Source organism: Comamonas sp. MYb21 (assembly GCF_037479395.1).
Lineage (GTDB): Bacteria > Pseudomonadota > Gammaproteobacteria > Burkholderiales > Burkholderiaceae_C > Comamonas.
In genome coordinates, this window is record NZ_JBBGZC010000002.1 from 55,134 (window position 1) to 71,629 (window position 16,496).

At 66.0% G+C, this 16,496-nt stretch carries 10 protein-coding genes; 7 read left to right on the forward strand and 3 right to left on the reverse strand.

Going from position 1 to position 16,496, the window contains the following annotated elements:
* Window positions 1–160 precede the first annotated feature (160 nt).
* The 7 genes from WH367_RS03240 (at window position 161) to cobA (ending at window position 10,249) form a co-directional block, all read left to right on the forward strand.
* Window positions 161–1,456, forward strand: coding sequence for a CmpA/NrtA family ABC transporter substrate-binding protein (locus WH367_RS03240; RefSeq protein WP_339534204.1), 1,296 nt, complete (start codon window positions 161–163; stop codon window positions 1,454–1,456).
* A gap of 97 nt (window positions 1,457–1,553) precedes the next feature.
* The gene (gene ntrB, locus WH367_RS03245) at window positions 1,554–2,435 is read left to right on the forward strand and encodes a nitrate ABC transporter permease (RefSeq protein ID WP_339534588.1); all 882 of its coding nucleotides are present in this window, start codon (window positions 1,554–1,556) and stop codon (window positions 2,433–2,435) included.
* Complete coding sequence (locus tag WH367_RS03250) at window positions 2,432–3,265, forward strand: ABC transporter ATP-binding protein (RefSeq protein WP_339534206.1); 834 nt, start codon at window positions 2,432–2,434, stop codon at window positions 3,263–3,265. Before ntrB ends, WH367_RS03250 begins: the two co-directional genes overlap by 4 nt.
* A 305-nt stretch (window positions 3,266–3,570) precedes the next feature.
* Entirely contained in the window at window positions 3,571–6,084 is a 2,514-nt protein-coding gene (gene nirB / locus WH367_RS03255) for a nitrite reductase large subunit NirB (protein WP_339534207.1), read from the forward strand.
* Window positions 6,085–6,107: 23 nt separating this feature from the next.
* The gene (gene nirD / locus WH367_RS03260) at window positions 6,108–6,536 is read left to right on the forward strand and encodes a nitrite reductase small subunit NirD (RefSeq protein WP_339534209.1); all 429 of its coding nucleotides are present in this window, start codon (window positions 6,108–6,110) and stop codon (window positions 6,534–6,536) included.
* 24 nt (window positions 6,537–6,560) lie between these two features.
* Complete coding sequence (locus tag WH367_RS03265; protein WP_339534211.1) at window positions 6,561–9,422, forward strand: nitrate reductase; 2,862 nt, start codon at window positions 6,561–6,563, stop codon at window positions 9,420–9,422.
* 20 nt (window positions 9,423–9,442) lie between these two features.
* A complete protein-coding gene (gene cobA, locus WH367_RS03270) occupies window positions 9,443–10,249 on the forward strand; it encodes a uroporphyrinogen-III C-methyltransferase (RefSeq protein WP_339534213.1) in 807 nt (268 codons plus the stop codon).
* A 762-nt stretch (window positions 10,250–11,011) separates the two neighbouring features.
* Here the strand turns inward: cobA and WH367_RS03275 are convergent.
* The 3 genes from WH367_RS03275 to WH367_RS03285 all read right to left on the reverse strand — a co-directional run bounded on the left by WH367_RS03275 (window position 11,012) and on the right by WH367_RS03285 (window position 16,407).
* A complete protein-coding gene (locus WH367_RS03275) occupies window positions 11,012–11,500 on the reverse strand; it encodes a CreA family protein (RefSeq protein ID WP_339534214.1) in 489 nt (162 codons plus the stop codon).
* A gap of 64 nt (window positions 11,501–11,564) precedes the next feature.
* Window positions 11,565–14,147: a cyanophycin synthetase gene (cphA, locus tag WH367_RS03280; RefSeq protein WP_339534216.1), complete on the reverse strand. Its 2,583-nt coding sequence runs from the start codon at window positions 14,145–14,147 to the stop codon at window positions 11,565–11,567.
* A gap of 79 nt (window positions 14,148–14,226) precedes the next feature.
* The gene (locus WH367_RS03285; protein ID WP_339534218.1) at window positions 14,227–16,407 is read right to left on the reverse strand and encodes a cyanophycin synthetase; all 2,181 of its coding nucleotides are present in this window, start codon (window positions 16,405–16,407) and stop codon (window positions 14,227–14,229) included.
* Window positions 16,408–16,496 lie beyond the last annotated feature (89 nt).

Consider the following 16,496-nt stretch of genomic DNA (forward strand, 5'->3'; position numbering starts at 1 on the left):
TGCATTGATCTTTCCAACCAGGCCAAAGGCGGCCTGTTTCCGGTAATCGCGAGTTATTTCGGGACAACGGCGTCCCTTTCCTGATGGTGCAAGCCCTCAGCGAAAGGACGCCGTTTTTTGTTTTTGGAATCTGCAACGCCTTCGATGGAGTTTGACAAGAATGACGATACGCCCCAACCCTGACACCGCCCTGGCGGCAGAGGCTTCGCCCGCTTCTTCGCCGCTGGCCGGCCGCCGCCAGTTCTTGCGCCATGGCGCCCAGGCAGCGGCCGCCACCTTTGTCTACAGCGCGCTGGGCCACCAGGGCGTCTGGGCCGCAGGCTCGGATGCGCCCGAGAAAAAAGAGGTCAATATCGGCTTTATCCCGCTGACCGACTGCGCCAGCGTCGTGATGGCCTCGGTGCTGGGCCTGGACCAGAAGTACGGCGTCAAGATCACGCCGACCAAGGAAGCAAGCTGGGCTGGCGTGCGCGACAAGCTGGTCAATGGCGATCTGGACTTTGCCCATGTGCTCTACGGCCTGGTCTACGGCGTGCAGCTGGGCGTGGGCAGCCCGCAAAAGGACATGGCGGTGCTGATGACGCTCAACCGCAATGGCCAGGCGATCACCCTGTCCAAAAAGCTGGCCGACAAGGGCGCCGTCGATGCGGCGTCGCTCGCCAAGCTGATGGGCGCGGAAAAGCGCGAATACACCTTTGCGCAGACCTTTCCGACCGGCACCCATGCGATGTGGCTGTACTACTGGCTGGCGAGCGCGGGCATCCATCCGCTCAAGGATGCGAAAGTGATCACCGTGCCGCCGCCGCAGATGGTGGCCAATATGCGCGTGGGCAATATGGATGGCTTTTGCGTGGGCGAGCCCTGGGGCCACCGCGCGATCATGGATGGCATCGGCATCACGGCCGTCACCACCCAGGACATCTGGCGTGACCACCCGGAAAAGGTGCTGGGCTGCACGCAGGACTTTGTCAGCCGCCACCCCAATACCGCACGCGCGGTGACCATGGCCATCCTGGAGGCGGGCCGCTGGATCGATGCCAGCCTGCAGAATAAGCAGAAGATGGCCGAGACCATTGCCGGCAAGGCCTATGTGAACACCAGCGTCGATGCCATCAACCAGCGCATTCTGGGCCGCTACCAAAACGGCCTGGGCAAGACCTGGGACGACCCCAACCACATGAAGTTCTTCGCCGATGGCGAGGCCAGCTACCCCTATCTGTCCGATGGCATGTGGTTCCTCACCCAGCACAAGCGCTGGGGTTTGCTCAAGAGCCACCCTGACTACCTGGCCGTTGCCAAGAAGATCAACCAGACCGCCCTGTACAAGGAAGCGGCTGCGCAGCTGAAGATCGCCGTGCCCAAGTCGGACATGCGCAGCAGCCAGCTGATCGACGGCAAGGTCTGGGATGGCTCGGACCCCGCCAAGTACGCCGACAGCTTTGCCATCAAGGCCTGACAAGGAGAGCCCCATGCCCGCTGCATTGCGAGAGAGTGTTTCGCCCCTGCCCACGCCGGCCCCAGCCGAGCGCAAGGTGTTGTCCATCCATGAGCACATGGCGCGGAGTTTGCCGGTGGTAGCGGGCAGCCAGCCTGCTGCTGCCACGCCTGCCGTGCCTGCCGCCGCCAAGCGCGATATGGCTGCCCTTTGGCAGCAGCGCTTTGGCGCGCTGGTGCAAAGCCTGCTGCCGCCCGTGCTGGGCTTTGGCCTGCTGCTGGTGCTGTGGTCCATCATCGCCCAGGGCAACCCCGGCATTCCGGGCCCGCAGGAGACCTGGACCCAGGCGCAGGAGATTTTTCGCGATCCCTTCTACCGCAACGGCCCCAATGACCAGGGCGTGGGCTGGAACGTGCTGGCCTCGTTGCAGCGGGTGAGCATCGGCTTTGGCCTGGCGGCACTGGTCGGCATTCCGCTGGGCTTTGTCATTGGCCGCTTTGACTTTCTCTCGCGCATGTTCAACCCGGTGATCAGCCTGCTGCGCCCGGTCTCGCCCCTGGCCTGGCTGCCCATTGGCCTGCTGGTGTTCAAGGGCGCGAACCCGGCGGCAATCTGGACCATCTTCATCTGCTCGATCTGGCCGATGGTGATCAACACGGCCGTAGGCGTGCAGCGCGTGCCGCAGGACTATATGAATGTGGCGCGGGTGCTGAACCTCAGTGAATGGAAGATTGCCACGACCATCCTCTTCCCCGCCGTGCTGCCCTATATGCTGACGGGCGTGCGCCTGGCCGTCGGCACCGCCTGGCTGGTGATCGTTGCTGCCGAGATGCTGACCGGTGGCGTGGGCATTGGCTTTTGGGTCTGGGACGAGTGGAACAACCTCAATGTCAAGAACATCATCATTGCGATCTTTGTCATCGGCCTCGTGGGCCTACTGCTGGAATGGGCGCTGATCCGCCTGGCTTCGGCATTCACTTTTGAGGAGGTCAAGGCATGACGCCCAACACGCTCAACATCCCCGCCACGCCCCAGGGCAAGTACATCGAGATCCAGCAGGTGGCGCAAAGCTTCAAGACCGCCAAGGGCCTTTTTCAGGCGCTGCAGGGCATCAACCTGGAGATTGCCCAGGGCGAGTTTGTCAGCCTGATCGGCCACTCGGGCTGCGGCAAATCCACATTGCTGAACCTGATTGCCGGGCTCACCAGCCCCAGCGAAGGCACCTTGCTCTGCGCCAACCGCGAGATCAAGGGGCCGGGGCCGCAGCGCGCCGTCGTGTTCCAGAACCATTCGCTGCTGCCCTGGCTCACCTGCTGGGCCAATGTGCACCTGGCAGTCGAGCGGGTGTTTGGCGCGCGCGAGCACAAGGCCCAGCTCGCCGCCCGCACCGATGCCGCGCTGGCGCTGGTGGGCCTCACGCATGCTGCGCACAAGCGCCCCGGTGAGATCTCGGGCGGCATGAAGCAGCGCGTGGGCATTGCCCGGGCGCTGTCGATGGAGCCGCAGGTGCTGCTGATGGACGAGCCCTTTGGCGCCCTCGATGCCTTGACCCGTGCCAAGCTGCAGGACGAGCTGCTGGAGATCGTTGCGCGCACGCGCAGCACCGTGGTGATGGTGACCCATGATGTGGATGAAGCCGTGCTGCTGTCCGACAAGATTGTGATGATGACCAATGGGCCGGCTGCGACGATTGGCGAGGTGCTGACGGTACCGCTGGCCCGCCCGCGCAACCGGGTGGCGCTGGCCGAGGATGCGCAGTACCAGACCTGCCGCAAGGCGGTGATCGATTTTCTCTACACCCGCCAGGTGCATGTGGAGAAGGTGGCCTGATAAAGCCTACTTAGCTAGCAACAGGCGCTTCATAGGGAGCGCCTTTTTTGTGCACGCAAATGAGGCAGGGCGGCGCCAGTGTGGCACCGAGGCAGCACAAAAAATGTGCACAGGCGATGCGCGGCTGCGGGCGCGCTTCGACAGCCAACTTGGTATGGAACTTGCATAGCTCTTGGCGTGGCCATGGCGGCCACCGGGTGGTGGTGCACAGTGGCGCTACCGTCCAAAGACAAAGACGTCTAAGCGCGCATGCCTGGCATGCGGCGCCTAGACGTCTTTTTTTTGTGCTGCCCACGGGAAATGCTATGAAAAAAATCAAGTTGGTCATGGTTGGCAACGGTATGGCGGGTGTGCGTGCGCTCGAAGAGCTGCTTGCGCTGGCACCGGATCTGTACGAGATAACGGTATTTGGCGCAGAGCCCCACCCCAACTACAACCGCATCCTGCTGTCGCCGGTGCTGGCGGGCGAGCAGACCCTGGATGACATCGTGCTCAACGACTGGCGCTGGTACGAGACGCATGGCGTGCGCCTGCATGCCGGCTGCACGGTGCATGCGGTGGACCGCGCCCGCCGTGTGGTGCATGCCCGCAATGCCGATGGTGAGGCGGTGACGGCCGACTACGACCGGCTGATTCTGGCAACGGGCTCCAACCCCTTCATGCTGCCCATTGCGGGCAAGGAGCTGCAAGGCGTGCTGGCCTACCGCGATATTGCCGATACCCAGGCGATGATCGATGCGGCCCGGCACTGGCGCCATGCGGTGGTCATTGGCGGCGGCCTGCTGGGGCTGGAGGCGGCCAATGGCCTGATGAAGCGCGGCATGCAGGTGGCAGTGGTGCATGCCGGCGAGTGGCTGATGGAGCGGCAGTTGGATGACCAGGCCGGGCAGCTGCTGAAGAAATCGCTGATCGAGCGGGGTATGCAGTTTTTCATGCAGGCGCAGACGCAGGAGTTGCTGGGCAACGCCGAAGGCCGGGTGCGTGCGCTGCGCTTTGCCGATGGCCGCGAGATCGAGGCCGATCTGGTGGTGATGGCCGTCGGCATCCGCCCCAACACGGCGCTGGCCGAGGCCATGCACCTGCATGTGAACCGGGGCATTGTCGTCAGCGACACCATGCAGACCATCACCGACCCGCGCATCTATGCGGTGGGCGAGTGCGCCGCGCACCGGGGCATTGCCTATGGCCTGGTGGCGCCTTTGTTTGAGCAGGGCAAGGTGCTGGCCAACCACCTGGCCGAGATGGGCATTGGCCGCTACCAGGGCTCGCTCACCTCCACCAAGCTCAAGGTCACCGGCATTGATCTGTTCTCGGCCGGGGATTTCCAGGGTGGGGAGGGCACCGAGCAGATCGTGCTGAGCGACCCCTACTCGGGCGTCTACAAAAAGCTGGTGATCAAGGAAGACCGGCTGGTGGGCGCGTGCCTCTATGGCGACACGGTCGATGGCAGCTGGTACTTCAAGCTGCTGCGCGAAGGCCGCAGCGTGGCCGATATCCGCGACAAGCTGATGTTTGGCGAATCCAACCTGGGCGATGCCGGCCACCAGGGCCAGAACAAGGCTGCCGCACTGGCCGATGGCGACGAGGTCTGCGGCTGCAATGGCGTGAGCAAGGGCGCCATCTGCAAGGCCATCAAGGACAAGGGCCTGTTCACCCTGGATGACGTGCGCAAGCACACCAAGGCCAGTGCCAGCTGCGGCTCCTGCACCGGCCTGGTTGAGCAGATCATCATGTTTACCGTGGGTGGGGATTATTCGGCATCGCCCAAAACCAAACCCATGTGCGGCTGCAGCGACCACGGCCACCAGGCGGTGCGCGATGCGATCCGCGAGCAGCGGCTGCTGACGACCGACAGCGTCTTTCGCTTCATGGAATGGAAGACACCCAATGGCTGCGCCAGCTGCCGCCCGGCCATCAACTACTACCTGATCAGCACCTGGCCCAAGGAGGCGCGCGACGACCCGCAAAGCCGCTTCATCAACGAGCGCAGCCACGCCAATATCCAAAAGGATGGCACCTACAGCGTGATCCCGCGCATGTGGGGGGGCGAGACCACGGCCGCCGAGCTGCGCCGCATTGCCGATGTGGTGGACAAGTACCAGATCCCCACCGTGAAGGTGACCGGCGGCCAGCGCATCGACCTGCTGGGCGTGAAAAAGGAAGACCTGCAAGGCGTGTGGAACGACATAGGCATGCCCTGCGGCCATGCCTATGCCAAGGCGCTGCGCACCGTCAAGACCTGTGTGGGCAGCGAGTGGTGCCGCATGGGCACGCAGGACAGCACGCAGATGGGCAAGGACCTCGAACGTGCGATGTGGCGCATGTATGCGCCGCACAAGGTGAAGTTTGCCGTCAGCGGCTGCCCGCGCAACTGCGCCGAATCGGGCATCAAGGACGTGGGCATTATCGGCGTGGATTCGGGCTGGGAGATGTACATCGCCGGCAATGGCGGCATCAAGACCGAGGTGGCGCACTTTCTCACCAAGCTCAAGACTGCCGAGGAGGTGCTGGAGTACACCGGCGCCTTCATGCAGCTCTACCGGCTGGAGGGCTGGTACCTGGAGCGCACGGTGCACTACGTGAACCGCGTGGGGCTCGACCATGTCAAGCGCCGCATTCTGGACGATACAGCTGGCCGCCAGGCGCTCTGGGCCCAGCTGCAGCAGGCGCTCGACGGCGAGCCCGACCCCTGGTTCGAGACCGACAAGGCGAGCGTGGACCTGCGCCAGTTCCAGCCGCTGCCGGTGCTGCCCGCACTGCAGGCTGCGCCTGTGTTGGCGGCCCTTTCCGCACCCGCCACCACCACCGCCGGCGCATGATGCCGCGCTGCCAGGAGACCGACATGAATGAATGGATCACCATCTGCGCCATCGATGAGATTCCGGTGCTGGGCGCCCGCCGTGTGGCCCGCGCCCAGGGGCTGGATGTCGCCGTGTTCCGCACCGCCAGCGGCGAGGTGTTTGCGCTGCTCGACCGCTGCCCGCACAAGGGCGGGCCCTTGTCGCAAGGCCTGGTGTTTGGCAGCAGCGTGGCCTGCCCCTTGCACAACTGGACGATTGCGCTGGCCACCGGCGAGGCCGCAGCCCCCGATGAGGGCTGCACCCCGCGCTTTGCGGTGCGGCTGGAGGGCAGCGCGGTGCAGCTGCGCGCCGATGAGCTGGCCGGGCATGCGCTGGCGCAGACCCGTCCTGTAGCAGGGCCGGTGGGCCTGGGGCGCTGCGGTTCTTCTGCCTCCAGTTGCAGCCCGTCGCCATCCACCGTGGCCGCTTAAGGCCGCACACCGGAGCGAGCCGCCATGCCCGAGACCCGATCCACCTGCCCCTATTGCGGCGTGGGCTGCGGCGTGATCATCACGTCCGACGGCCAGCAGATCACCGCCGTGCGCGGCGACCCTGAACACCCCGCCAACCAGGGCAAGCTCTGCACCAAGGGCAGCAGCCTGCACCTGACGGCAGCGCCCGCGCTGGCGCGGCAAAGCCGCTTGCTGCAACCGATGCAGCGCCTGCAGCGCGGCGCCGCGCCCGAGGCCCGCAGCTGGGACACGGCGCTGGACAGCCTGGCCGCCCAGCTGCTGCAGATCCGCGCCGACCATGGCCCCGATGCGCTGGGTTTTTACCTGAGCGGCCAGCTGCTGACCGAGGACTACTACGTGTTCAACAAGCTGGTCAAGGGCTTGCTGGGCACGAACAACCTGGACACCAACTCGCGCCTGTGCATGAGCAGTGCGGTGGCCGGCTACAAGGCCACCCTGGGCGCGGATGCGCCACCGGCCTGCTACGAAGACATCGACCTGGCCGGCTGCCTGTTCATCAGCGGCAGCAATATGGCCTGGGCGCACCCGATCCTGTTCCGGCGCGTGGAAGAGGCCAAGGCGCGCCACCCCGAGCGCAAGATCATCGTCGTCGACCCGCGCCGCACCGAGACCGCCGAGCTGGCCGATCTGCATCTGGCTTTGCAGCCGGGCACCGATGTGATGCTCTGCCATGGCCTCTTGCACATCATGCTGGCCCAGGGTTGGGCCGATGCGGCCTTTATCGATGCGCATACCAGCGGCTTTGCGCAGCTGCAGGCCGTGGTGCGCGAAGCGACCCCGGAGCGGGTGGCCCAGGTCTGCGGCCTGGCGCTGGCCGACCTGTACCTGGCGGCCCAGTGGATCGCCTGGGGCGGGGCGGATGCGCCGGGCAGCCACAGCGAACGGCTGCCCACGCTCAGCCTGTACTGCCAGGGGCTCAACCAAAGCAGCAGCGGTACGGCCAACAATGCGGCGCTGATCAACCTGCACCTGGCCACCGGCCAGATTGGTAAGCCGGGCGCCGGCCCCTTGTCCTTGACCGGCCAGCCCAATGCGATGGGCGGGCGCGAGGTGGGCGGCCTGTCCAACCTGCTCAGCGCCCACCGCGACATGGCCAACCCGCAGCACCGGGCCGAGGTGGCCCAGCATTGGGGCATAGATGCCGTGCCGGCGCTGCCGGGCAAGTCAGCGCTGGAGATGTTCGAGGCGGCGGCCGATGGCCAGATCAAGGCCTTGTGGATTGCCTGCACCAACCCGGCGCAGAGCCTGCCCGAGCAGGCCATGGTGCGCCGCGCGCTGGAGCGGGCTGAGCTGGTGGTGGTGCAGGAGGCCTTTGCCCAGACCGAGACGACAGCCTATGCCGACTGGCTGCTGCCCGCCACCACCTGGGGCGAGAAGCTGGGCACGGTCACCAACAGCGAGCGCCGCATATCGCGGGTGCGCGCTGCCGTGGCCGCGCCCGGCCAGGCGCGCCATGACTGGCAGATCGGCGTGCAGCTGGCCCAGCGGCTCGAGCGCCATCTGCGGCCCGGCCGCCCCAGCCTGTTTGCCTATGACACGGTGCAGGCCGAGCGCGGCTGCGAAGCCATCTGGATGGAGCACCGCGACAGCACACGCGGGCGCGACCTGGACATCACGGGCCTGAGCTGGGCGCTGCTGGAGGCACAAGGCCCGCAGCAGTGGCCGCTGCCCAGCGGCGCCGCCCAAGGGCGGCAGCGCCTCTACAGCGATGGCCGGTTTGCGACCGACGATGGCCGCGCCCGCTTTGACGCCCAGGCCTGGAAGCCGGTGGCCGTGCCGCGCGATGCGCAGTTCCCCTTCAGCCTGAACACCAGCCGGCTGCGCGACCAGTGGCATGGCATGAGCCGCACCGGTCAGCTCGGCCGCCTGTTTGCCCAGGCGAGCGAACCCAGCGTGCAGGCCCACCCGCAGGACATGCGCCGGCTGCAGCTGCAGGACGGCGACCTGGTGCAGCTGCACAGCCGCTATGGCAGCCTGGTGCTGCCGGTGCAAGCCGATGCCGGTCTGCAGCCCGCGCAGCTGAACCTGCCAATGCACTGGGGCAGCATGCACCTGAGCGGCAGCACGGTCGACGGCCAGCGCCTGGCAGGCGTGAACGCGCTGACCACACCCGAGCGCTGCCCGCGCTCCAAGCAGCCCGAGCTCAAGCACGTGGCGGTGCAACTGGAAAAAGCCAGCCTGCCCTGGCAGTGCCTGGGCATGGCCTGGCTCGATGACCGCCAGGTGCTGGCCACGCGCCAGGCGCTGGCGGCCTTGCTGGGCGAGTTCGACTTTGCCAGCTGCGTGCTGTTTGGCCGGGCCGTGCCGCTCGATGGCGCTGCCGGCCAGGGGCGCAATGGCGTGCAGTTCCGCGCTGCCGCGCGCCAGGCGCCGCCGGCGGCCTTGCTGGTGCGTTTGCAGCAGCTGCTGCAGCTCGATGGGCCGCAGACCCTGCGCTATGCCGATGCCCAGCGCCAGTGCAGCCGCGCCATCGCCATGGGCGAGCAGGCGGGCGAGCCGGTGCTGCAGGCCTTCTTGCTCTGCGGCGATGCCAGTGCCGGCCAGTGGCTGGCGCCGGTGCTGCGCGACGAGCAACCCACGCGCAGCTTTGGCCGCCTGCTACTGTCCTCGGGCAGCCAGGCGCCTGCCGCGTTGCCCACCCGCGCACGCCAGGTCTGCGCCTGCATGAATGTGGACGAGGCTGCCATTGGCGAGGCCTTGGCCACGATGGATGGCGCGCCGGAGCAGCGCCTGCTGCAGCTCAAAAACACCTTGGGCTGCGGCACACGCTGCGGCTCCTGCATTCCCCAACTCAAGCAGCTGGTGCAGCGCGTGGCCCCGGCCGCGTTGGCCCCTTCTGCCTGATGCTTTTGAAAGGTCTTGCCATGCATGCCATTGCCACCACGCCCCTTGCCGCCGGCCGCTGCTACCTGGTGGGAGCCGGCCCCGGCGACCCGGAGCTGCTGACGCTGCGCGCCTGGCGCGCGATCCAGGCCGCCACCTTGCTGTTGGTCGACGACCTGGTCTCCGCCGACATCGTGGCGCTGGCCCCAGCCGCCACCCGCACCATCTATGTGGGCAAGCGCGGTGGCCGGGCCAGCACCTCGCAGGCCTTTATTGAAAAGCTGATGGTGATGGCCGCCCGCCAGGGTGAGACGGTGGTGCGCCTCAAAGGCGGCGACCCTTTCATCTTTGGCCGGGGCGGCGAGGAGGTCGCCCACCTGCAGGCCCAGGGCGTGCAGGTGGAAGTCATCAACGGCATCACCTCGGGCCTGGCCGCTGCCACCAGCCTGGGTGTGCCGCTGACCCACCGCGACTACGCCCATGGCGTGGTCTTTGTGACCGGCCATGCCAAGCCGGGTGGGGAGCCTCTGGATTGGCGCCAGTTGGGCGCTACGGCTGAGGCCTTGTCGCTCAGCCTGGTGGTGTACATGGGAGTGGCGGCGGCGCCTTTGATCGAAGCAGGCTTGCTGGCCGGTGGCCTGGCGCCGGATACGCCGGTGGCCTTGGTGCAGAACGCTAGTTTGCCGAGTCAGCGGTCGGTGTTGACGTCTTTGGCTTGCTTGGTGAGTTGTTTGCAGGGGAGTGGGTTGGGGAGTCCTTGCATGATGGTCATCGGGAAGGTGGCTGGGTTGGCGGATGCTAGTTTGTTGTGGCAAGGGCTGGTGGAGCCTTTGGAGCGACAGGCTTGATGGGTTTGCTTCTTTATTGGCGCTGTTTACTACTGGCGTAGGGCAGCTGGCCGGGTCTCGCCCCGGCGGGCGAGGTACTTTTCTTGCTCAGCCAAGAAAAGTACCCAAAAGAAGGCTGCCCCTGCTGACTGCGTCCCTTCGCTTCGCTGCGGGCAACCTGTGGTGCTCGGGTATGGGCTGCACCGCGAAACTCACTACGCGCCAGAGGCGCTCCGTTCAGACAGACGCGGTGAGTCAGTTCACGAAACAGTTGCACTCTGCGGTGCAACTGCCCAGCCCATACCCTGTGCTCCTCGGCGCATTCAGAAGGGGAGATTCGCAGACTCAGGCCATCGCTGCGCTCGGCCTGTTTGTGGGGCCGAGCGTAGCGATGGCCTACTGGTATTGGGCTGTTGGGGTGTTCGCATCCCCCTTTTGCATGCGCCTGGGGCGTGGTGTTTGTGGGGTGGCGCTGGCACCGAAGAGTGCCAGTGCATCGTGAACTAGCTTGCCGCGTCTGTCCGAACGGAGCGCTTTCAGCGCGTAGTGAGTTTCGCGGCACACCCCACAAACGCCACGACACAGGTTGCCCTTCGCAACGCGAAGGGTCGCAAGCAGCAGGGGCGACCTTCTTTTGGGTACTTTTCTTGGTCGCCAAGAAAAGTACCTCGCCCGCCGGGGCGAGACCCGGCCAGCTGCCCTACGCCAGTAGTAAAAACCGCAAATTAAGAAGCACTGCAGCGAACCTGCAGCCCTAAGTAATCAGCGCAGAGCAGCTACCGGTCACTTCACCGGAATAACCGTAGAAGCAGGCACCGCCACCGCCGTCACACTGTTCTGCGGTGAGCCCTCAATCACCTTATCGGAGTACGTCATGTACACCAAAGTATTGCGCGCCGCATCCACCATGCGCACCACCCGCAAACGCTTGAACAGCAGCGAGGTCCGCTCGCTGAACACCTCTTCCTGCTGCTTCAAAGGCTTGTCGATACTGATCGGCCCGGCCTGCACACAGGCAATCGAGGCTTCGGAGCGGTCTTCTGCCAGGCCCAGCGCGCCCTTGACACCGCCCGTGCGGGCGCGGGAGACATAGCAGGTGACGCCCTTGACCAAAGGGTCGTCATAGGCCTCGACAACGATCTTGTGGTCGGGGCCGATGAACTTGAACACCGTGTCCACCGAGCCGATGGTGTCCGGTTGGGCCCAGGCGGCGGTGGCGGCCAGGCAGCCTGCGGCGGCGAGGGTGCGGCGCCAGGAAGAGGTGGTCAGCATGGAGGGCGTCCGAAAAAGAGAGAGGGCTGCACCGGCGCGGTGGCCGGTGCATGCGGGGGCCGGATCAGGCCTGGGCGGCGGCTTGGGCCACGTGGCGCTGCAGGTGCTCCAGCGCTTCTTCGACCTGGTCGACCAGCACCAGGCAGAGGTCGCCCGGTTGCAGGCGTGCGAGCGCGTGGTCGATGGCGATGAACTCGCCGTGGATATCGGTCACGTAGCTGGTGCGGCTGGCGCCTTGCAGGCCTTGGCGCAGCAGCGCGATGACTTCGCCGTCGGCGCGGCCGCGTTGGGCGGCATCCTGGTAGAGGATGACGTCGTCGAAGGCTTCGCCCAGCATCTCGGTCTGCACGCGAATGTCTTCGTCCCGGCGGTCGCCAGCGCCGCTGATGACCACGCTGCGCTTGTTGCCAGGCATGGCTTCCACGGCCTGGATCAGCGCGCGGATGGCATCCGGGTTGTGGCCGTAGTCGGCAATGATCGTCGCACCGCGGTAGTCCATCACATTGAAGCGGCCAGGGGCGTTGTCGCTGTCGTTGACAAAGCCGGCCAGGCCACGGCGGATGGTCTGCCAGGGCAGGCCGGCGGCCCAGGCGGCGCCGATGGAGGCCATGACGTTCTCGACCTGGAAGGTGATCGCGCCATTGCGGGTGATCGGGATCTCGCGCAGCGGGATCGACTCGCGCCAGGAGCCTTCGGCGGCCACGATGCTGTCGCCATCGACATAGACCACGCGGCTGCCTTGGGCGCGGTGCGTGGCCATCACGGGGTGGTGGCGGTCAGCGGCGAAGAAGATCACCTTGCCGGGGCAGACATGGGCCATCGCGGCGACCAGCGGGTCGGCGGCGTTGAGCACCGCATAGCCGGTGGGGGCGACGTTCTGCACGATCACGCGCTTCAAGACACCCACATCTTCCTTGGTGGTGATGAAGTTCAGACCCAGGTGGTCGCCTTCACCCACGTTGGTGACCACGGCCACCTGGCAGCGGTCAAAACCCAGGCCCTCGCGCAGAATGCCGCCGCGTGCGCATTCGAGCACGGCGGCATCGGTCTCGGGGTGGGCCAGGGCGTTGCGCGCGCTGCGCGGGCCCGAGCAATCGCCGCTGTCGATCTGGCGGCCGTTGACGTAGACGCCATCGGTGTTGGTCATCGCGGTGCGCCAGCCGTGCGAGGTGAACAGATGGGCGATGACACGGGTGGTCGTGGTCTTGCCGTTGGTGCCGGTCACGGCAACGAGCGGAATGCGGCCGTCGTTGCCGGCGCTGAACATCTCGTCGACCATGGGCACGCCGACATGGCGGGGCTTGCCGAACGAGGGCGCCAGGTGCATGCGCAGGCCAGGGGCGGCGTTGACTTCGACAATGCCGCCACTTTGCTCTTCGAGCGGCTTGAGCATGGTCTCGCAGACCACGTCCACGCCGCAGATGTGCAGGCCAATGGTCTGCGCTGCTTCGATCGCGCGGGCGGCGATTTCGGGATGCACGTCATCGGTCACATCGGTGGCGCTGCCGCCGGTGGACAGGTTGGCATTGTTGCGCAGCACCACGCGCTGGCCCTGGCCGGGCACGCTGTCGGGGGTCATGCCTTCGCTGGCAATGCGGGCGATGGCGATGTCATCGAGGCGGATCTTGGTGAGCGCGGTGCCGTGGCCGGTGCCCCGGCGTGGGTCCTGGTTGACCAGGTTCACCAGCTCGCGGATGGTGTGCTGGCCGTCGCCCAGCACCTGGGGCGGCTCGCGGCGGGCAGCAGCGACCAGTTGGCCGCCCACCACGAGCAGGCGGAAGTCGTGGCCGGGCAAAAAGCGCTCGACCATGATCTCGTCGCCAAATTCGCTGGCGGTCTTGTAAGCGGCTTCCAGGCCTTCGCGGGTGGTGATGTTGACCACCACGCCCTTGCCCTGGTTGCCGTCCTGGGGCTTGACCACGACGGGCAGGCCCACTTCCAGCGCCACTTGCCAGGCCTCTTCCACATCGGCCACGGGGCGGCCCATGGGCACCGGCACGCCGGCGGCATGCAGCAGGCGCTTGGTCAGGTCCTTGTCCTGCGCAATGGATTCGGCCACGGCGCTGGTCGAGTCGATCTCGGCCGCCTGGAAGCGGCGGGCCTTGGAGCCCCAGCCCAGCTGCACCAGCGAGCCGCTGGTCAGACGGCGGAACGGGATGCCCCGGGCGACGGCGGCGTCCACAATCGCGCCGGTCGAGGGGCCGATGCGCTCGTCTTCATCCAACTCGCGCAGCGCCGCAATGGCGGCGTCGGCATCAAAGGGGCTGTCGTTCAAGGTGGCCTGGATCAGCGCTTCGGCCTTTTCCATCGCCAGCTTGCCCACCGCCTCTTCGGTGTATTCGACGACAACCTGGTAGGTGCCGGGCTCGGTGGTCACATGGGTGCGGCTGAAGGTGACTGGACAGCCGGCTTGTGCCTGCAGCGACAGCGCAGCGATTTCAAGCACATGGGCGAGCGACAGCGCCTGGTCGGCGCCATGGGGCTGCAGCGGGGCGATATTGGGGAAGCGCGCACGCAGTTTTTCTTCAAAACCGGGGATGGTGCTGTAGCGCTGTTCGCTGTCTTCACAGCGCACGATGGTCTCGATGGCGGTGCTGCGGGTCCAGAGGTTGGGGCCACGCAAGGCACGGGTGCGGGAGAGCTGCATAGTGTTTCTTTCAGATGGAGGGCCCGCTGAATCAGCGGGCCGTGCATGCTTGTCGTCGTGGAGAGCCGTGTCCGGCGTATCAGGCGTTGTACTCGAAGGTCTTGATACCGGCGCCGATCAGATCGGGGGTGATATCCAGCGCCCAGGCCGTGGCGATGGCGGCAAGCAGGGCCGAGGTGTCGGGCTTTTTGCCGCCCGGCAGGCTCAGCGCATCGAGGGTGCCCAGCACGCGCTCTTGCGCGCCGGTGGCCAGCACCACGTTGTTGCCCTTGATGAGAACGGCGCGGCCGCCTTCGTGCTGGGCTTCGGTGTTGGCGCGGTGGGCGGCCACAGCCTCGTTGTTCGCATCGGTGGTGTAGAGCACCACTTCGCCGTCGCAGAGCTCGGCCAGGTCGGCCACTTCGGGCAGGTCTGCGTTGAGCACGCCAGCGCCTTCGTCCAGCACCACATCGATCTGGGTGCGCATCACGCGGCGCATCTGGCCGGCTTCGAGCACATCGTGGTCGGGCAGGGCTTCGAAGCCCTGCATGTCGGTCACGACACCGACCAGGCAGCGGTCATAGGCCAGGCCTTCTTCCAGAATGGAGCGGGCTGTCGTCTGGATCACCGCCGCTTGCGCCAGGCGGTTGGTGAGCAGGCGGTGCGCACCGGCCCAGTTGGCGGTATTGGTCTTCTGGGTCTGGCGGTTGGACAGGAACATGCCCTCATCGCTGGCCACACCGGTGAGCTTGCCCGACAGCTGCAGCATCCAGCCTACGAGGCGCGCGATGAACGCATTGTTCTGCGTGCCGACAATGCCGACGATCGGGATGCGGCCTGCGCCGGCACCTTCTTCGCGCGGGAAGAGGTGGTCGGCAATGGCCATGCCGACCGGGCGCGGCGCGCCGCTGGTGGGCTTGAGGTGCATCAACAGGCCCGGGCCAGCGTTGACTTCGAGAATCGCGCCCTGGCCTTGCATCGGCTGGGAGACGTCCTTCAAGATCATGTCCATGCCGGCAATGTCCAGGCCGACGATCTTGGCGGCCAAAACGGCGTAGTAGGCGACGTCGGGGTGCACATCATCGAGGCAATCAATGGCCATGTTGCCATTGCGTTGCAGCAGCACGCCCTGGCCTTGCGGAATGACCGAATCGGGCGTGACATGCTGGCGGTTGAGTTCGAGCTTGACGGCGCCGGCCTCGAGCTTGATCCAGTCGAGCGGGTACTCCTGCTCGGGGCCCCGGCGGGGGTCTTCATTGAGCACAGCCACCAGCTCGCGCAAGGTGGCCTTGCCATTGCCGTAGACGCTGACGGTCTCGCCCTTGGTGGCCGCGACCACCTTGTCGCCCACCACCAGCAGGCGGTGCTCGACGCCATCGATGAACTTCTCGACGATGACATCCGAGCCTTCGGGCTGGGCCAGCGCAAACGCGGCCTTGATATCGGCCTCTTGCGACAGCTCCAAGGTCACGCCCCGGGCGTGGTTGCCGTCAGACGGCTTGACGGTGACGGGGAAGCCGATGTCCTGGGCGACTTCCCAGGCTTCTTCGGGGGTGGCCACGATCTGGCCTTCGGGCACCGGCACGCCGCAGGCGGTCAGCAGGCGCTTGGTGAAATCCTTGTCCTGGGCAATGCCTTCGGCAATCGCGCTGGTCTGGTCGGACTCGGCCGTCCAGATGCGGCGCTGCGCAGCGCCATAGCCCAGCTGCACCAGGTTGCCGTCATTGAGGCGGATATGGGGAATGCGGCGCTCGCTGGCGGCATCGACGATGCAGCCAGTCGAGGGGCCGAGGTAGCGGTCATTGATCGCCGTCTTGATCGCATGGACCGCCGGCTTGATGTCGTAGGGCTCGTCGTTGATCGCGGCCATCAGCAGCTGGTGGCCATGCTCCAGCGCGACGCGGGCCACGGCCTCTTCGGGGCAGCGGAACACCATGCGGTAGACGCCGCGCTTGGAGATCTCGCGCGTCTGGCCAAATTCGGCCGGCATGCCCGCCAGGTTCAGCAGCTCGATGATCACGTGCTCCATCACATGGCCCATCCAGGTGCCGCCTTCGAGGCGCTGGATAAAGCCGCCGCGTTCACCGACGCCGCAGGTGTGCTCGATCAGGTCGGGCAGCCAGGTGGTGAGGCGCTCGTTCAGCCCGGGGATCTTGTTCGAGGGATAGTCCTCCAGCTCTCCAAGGTCCAGCCAGACCTCCAATACGGGGCGGTAAGTCCAGACGCTGGGGCCGCGCAAAAACGTGGTGCGCAAGAGTTGGATGGTATTGAATTTCGCCATATCGATCAACGGATAAACATAAGTAACAATTCCGGGGGGAATCGCCGTAGATGGGAAAGCATTGTGCGCCCAAATGAGGCAGATTAATC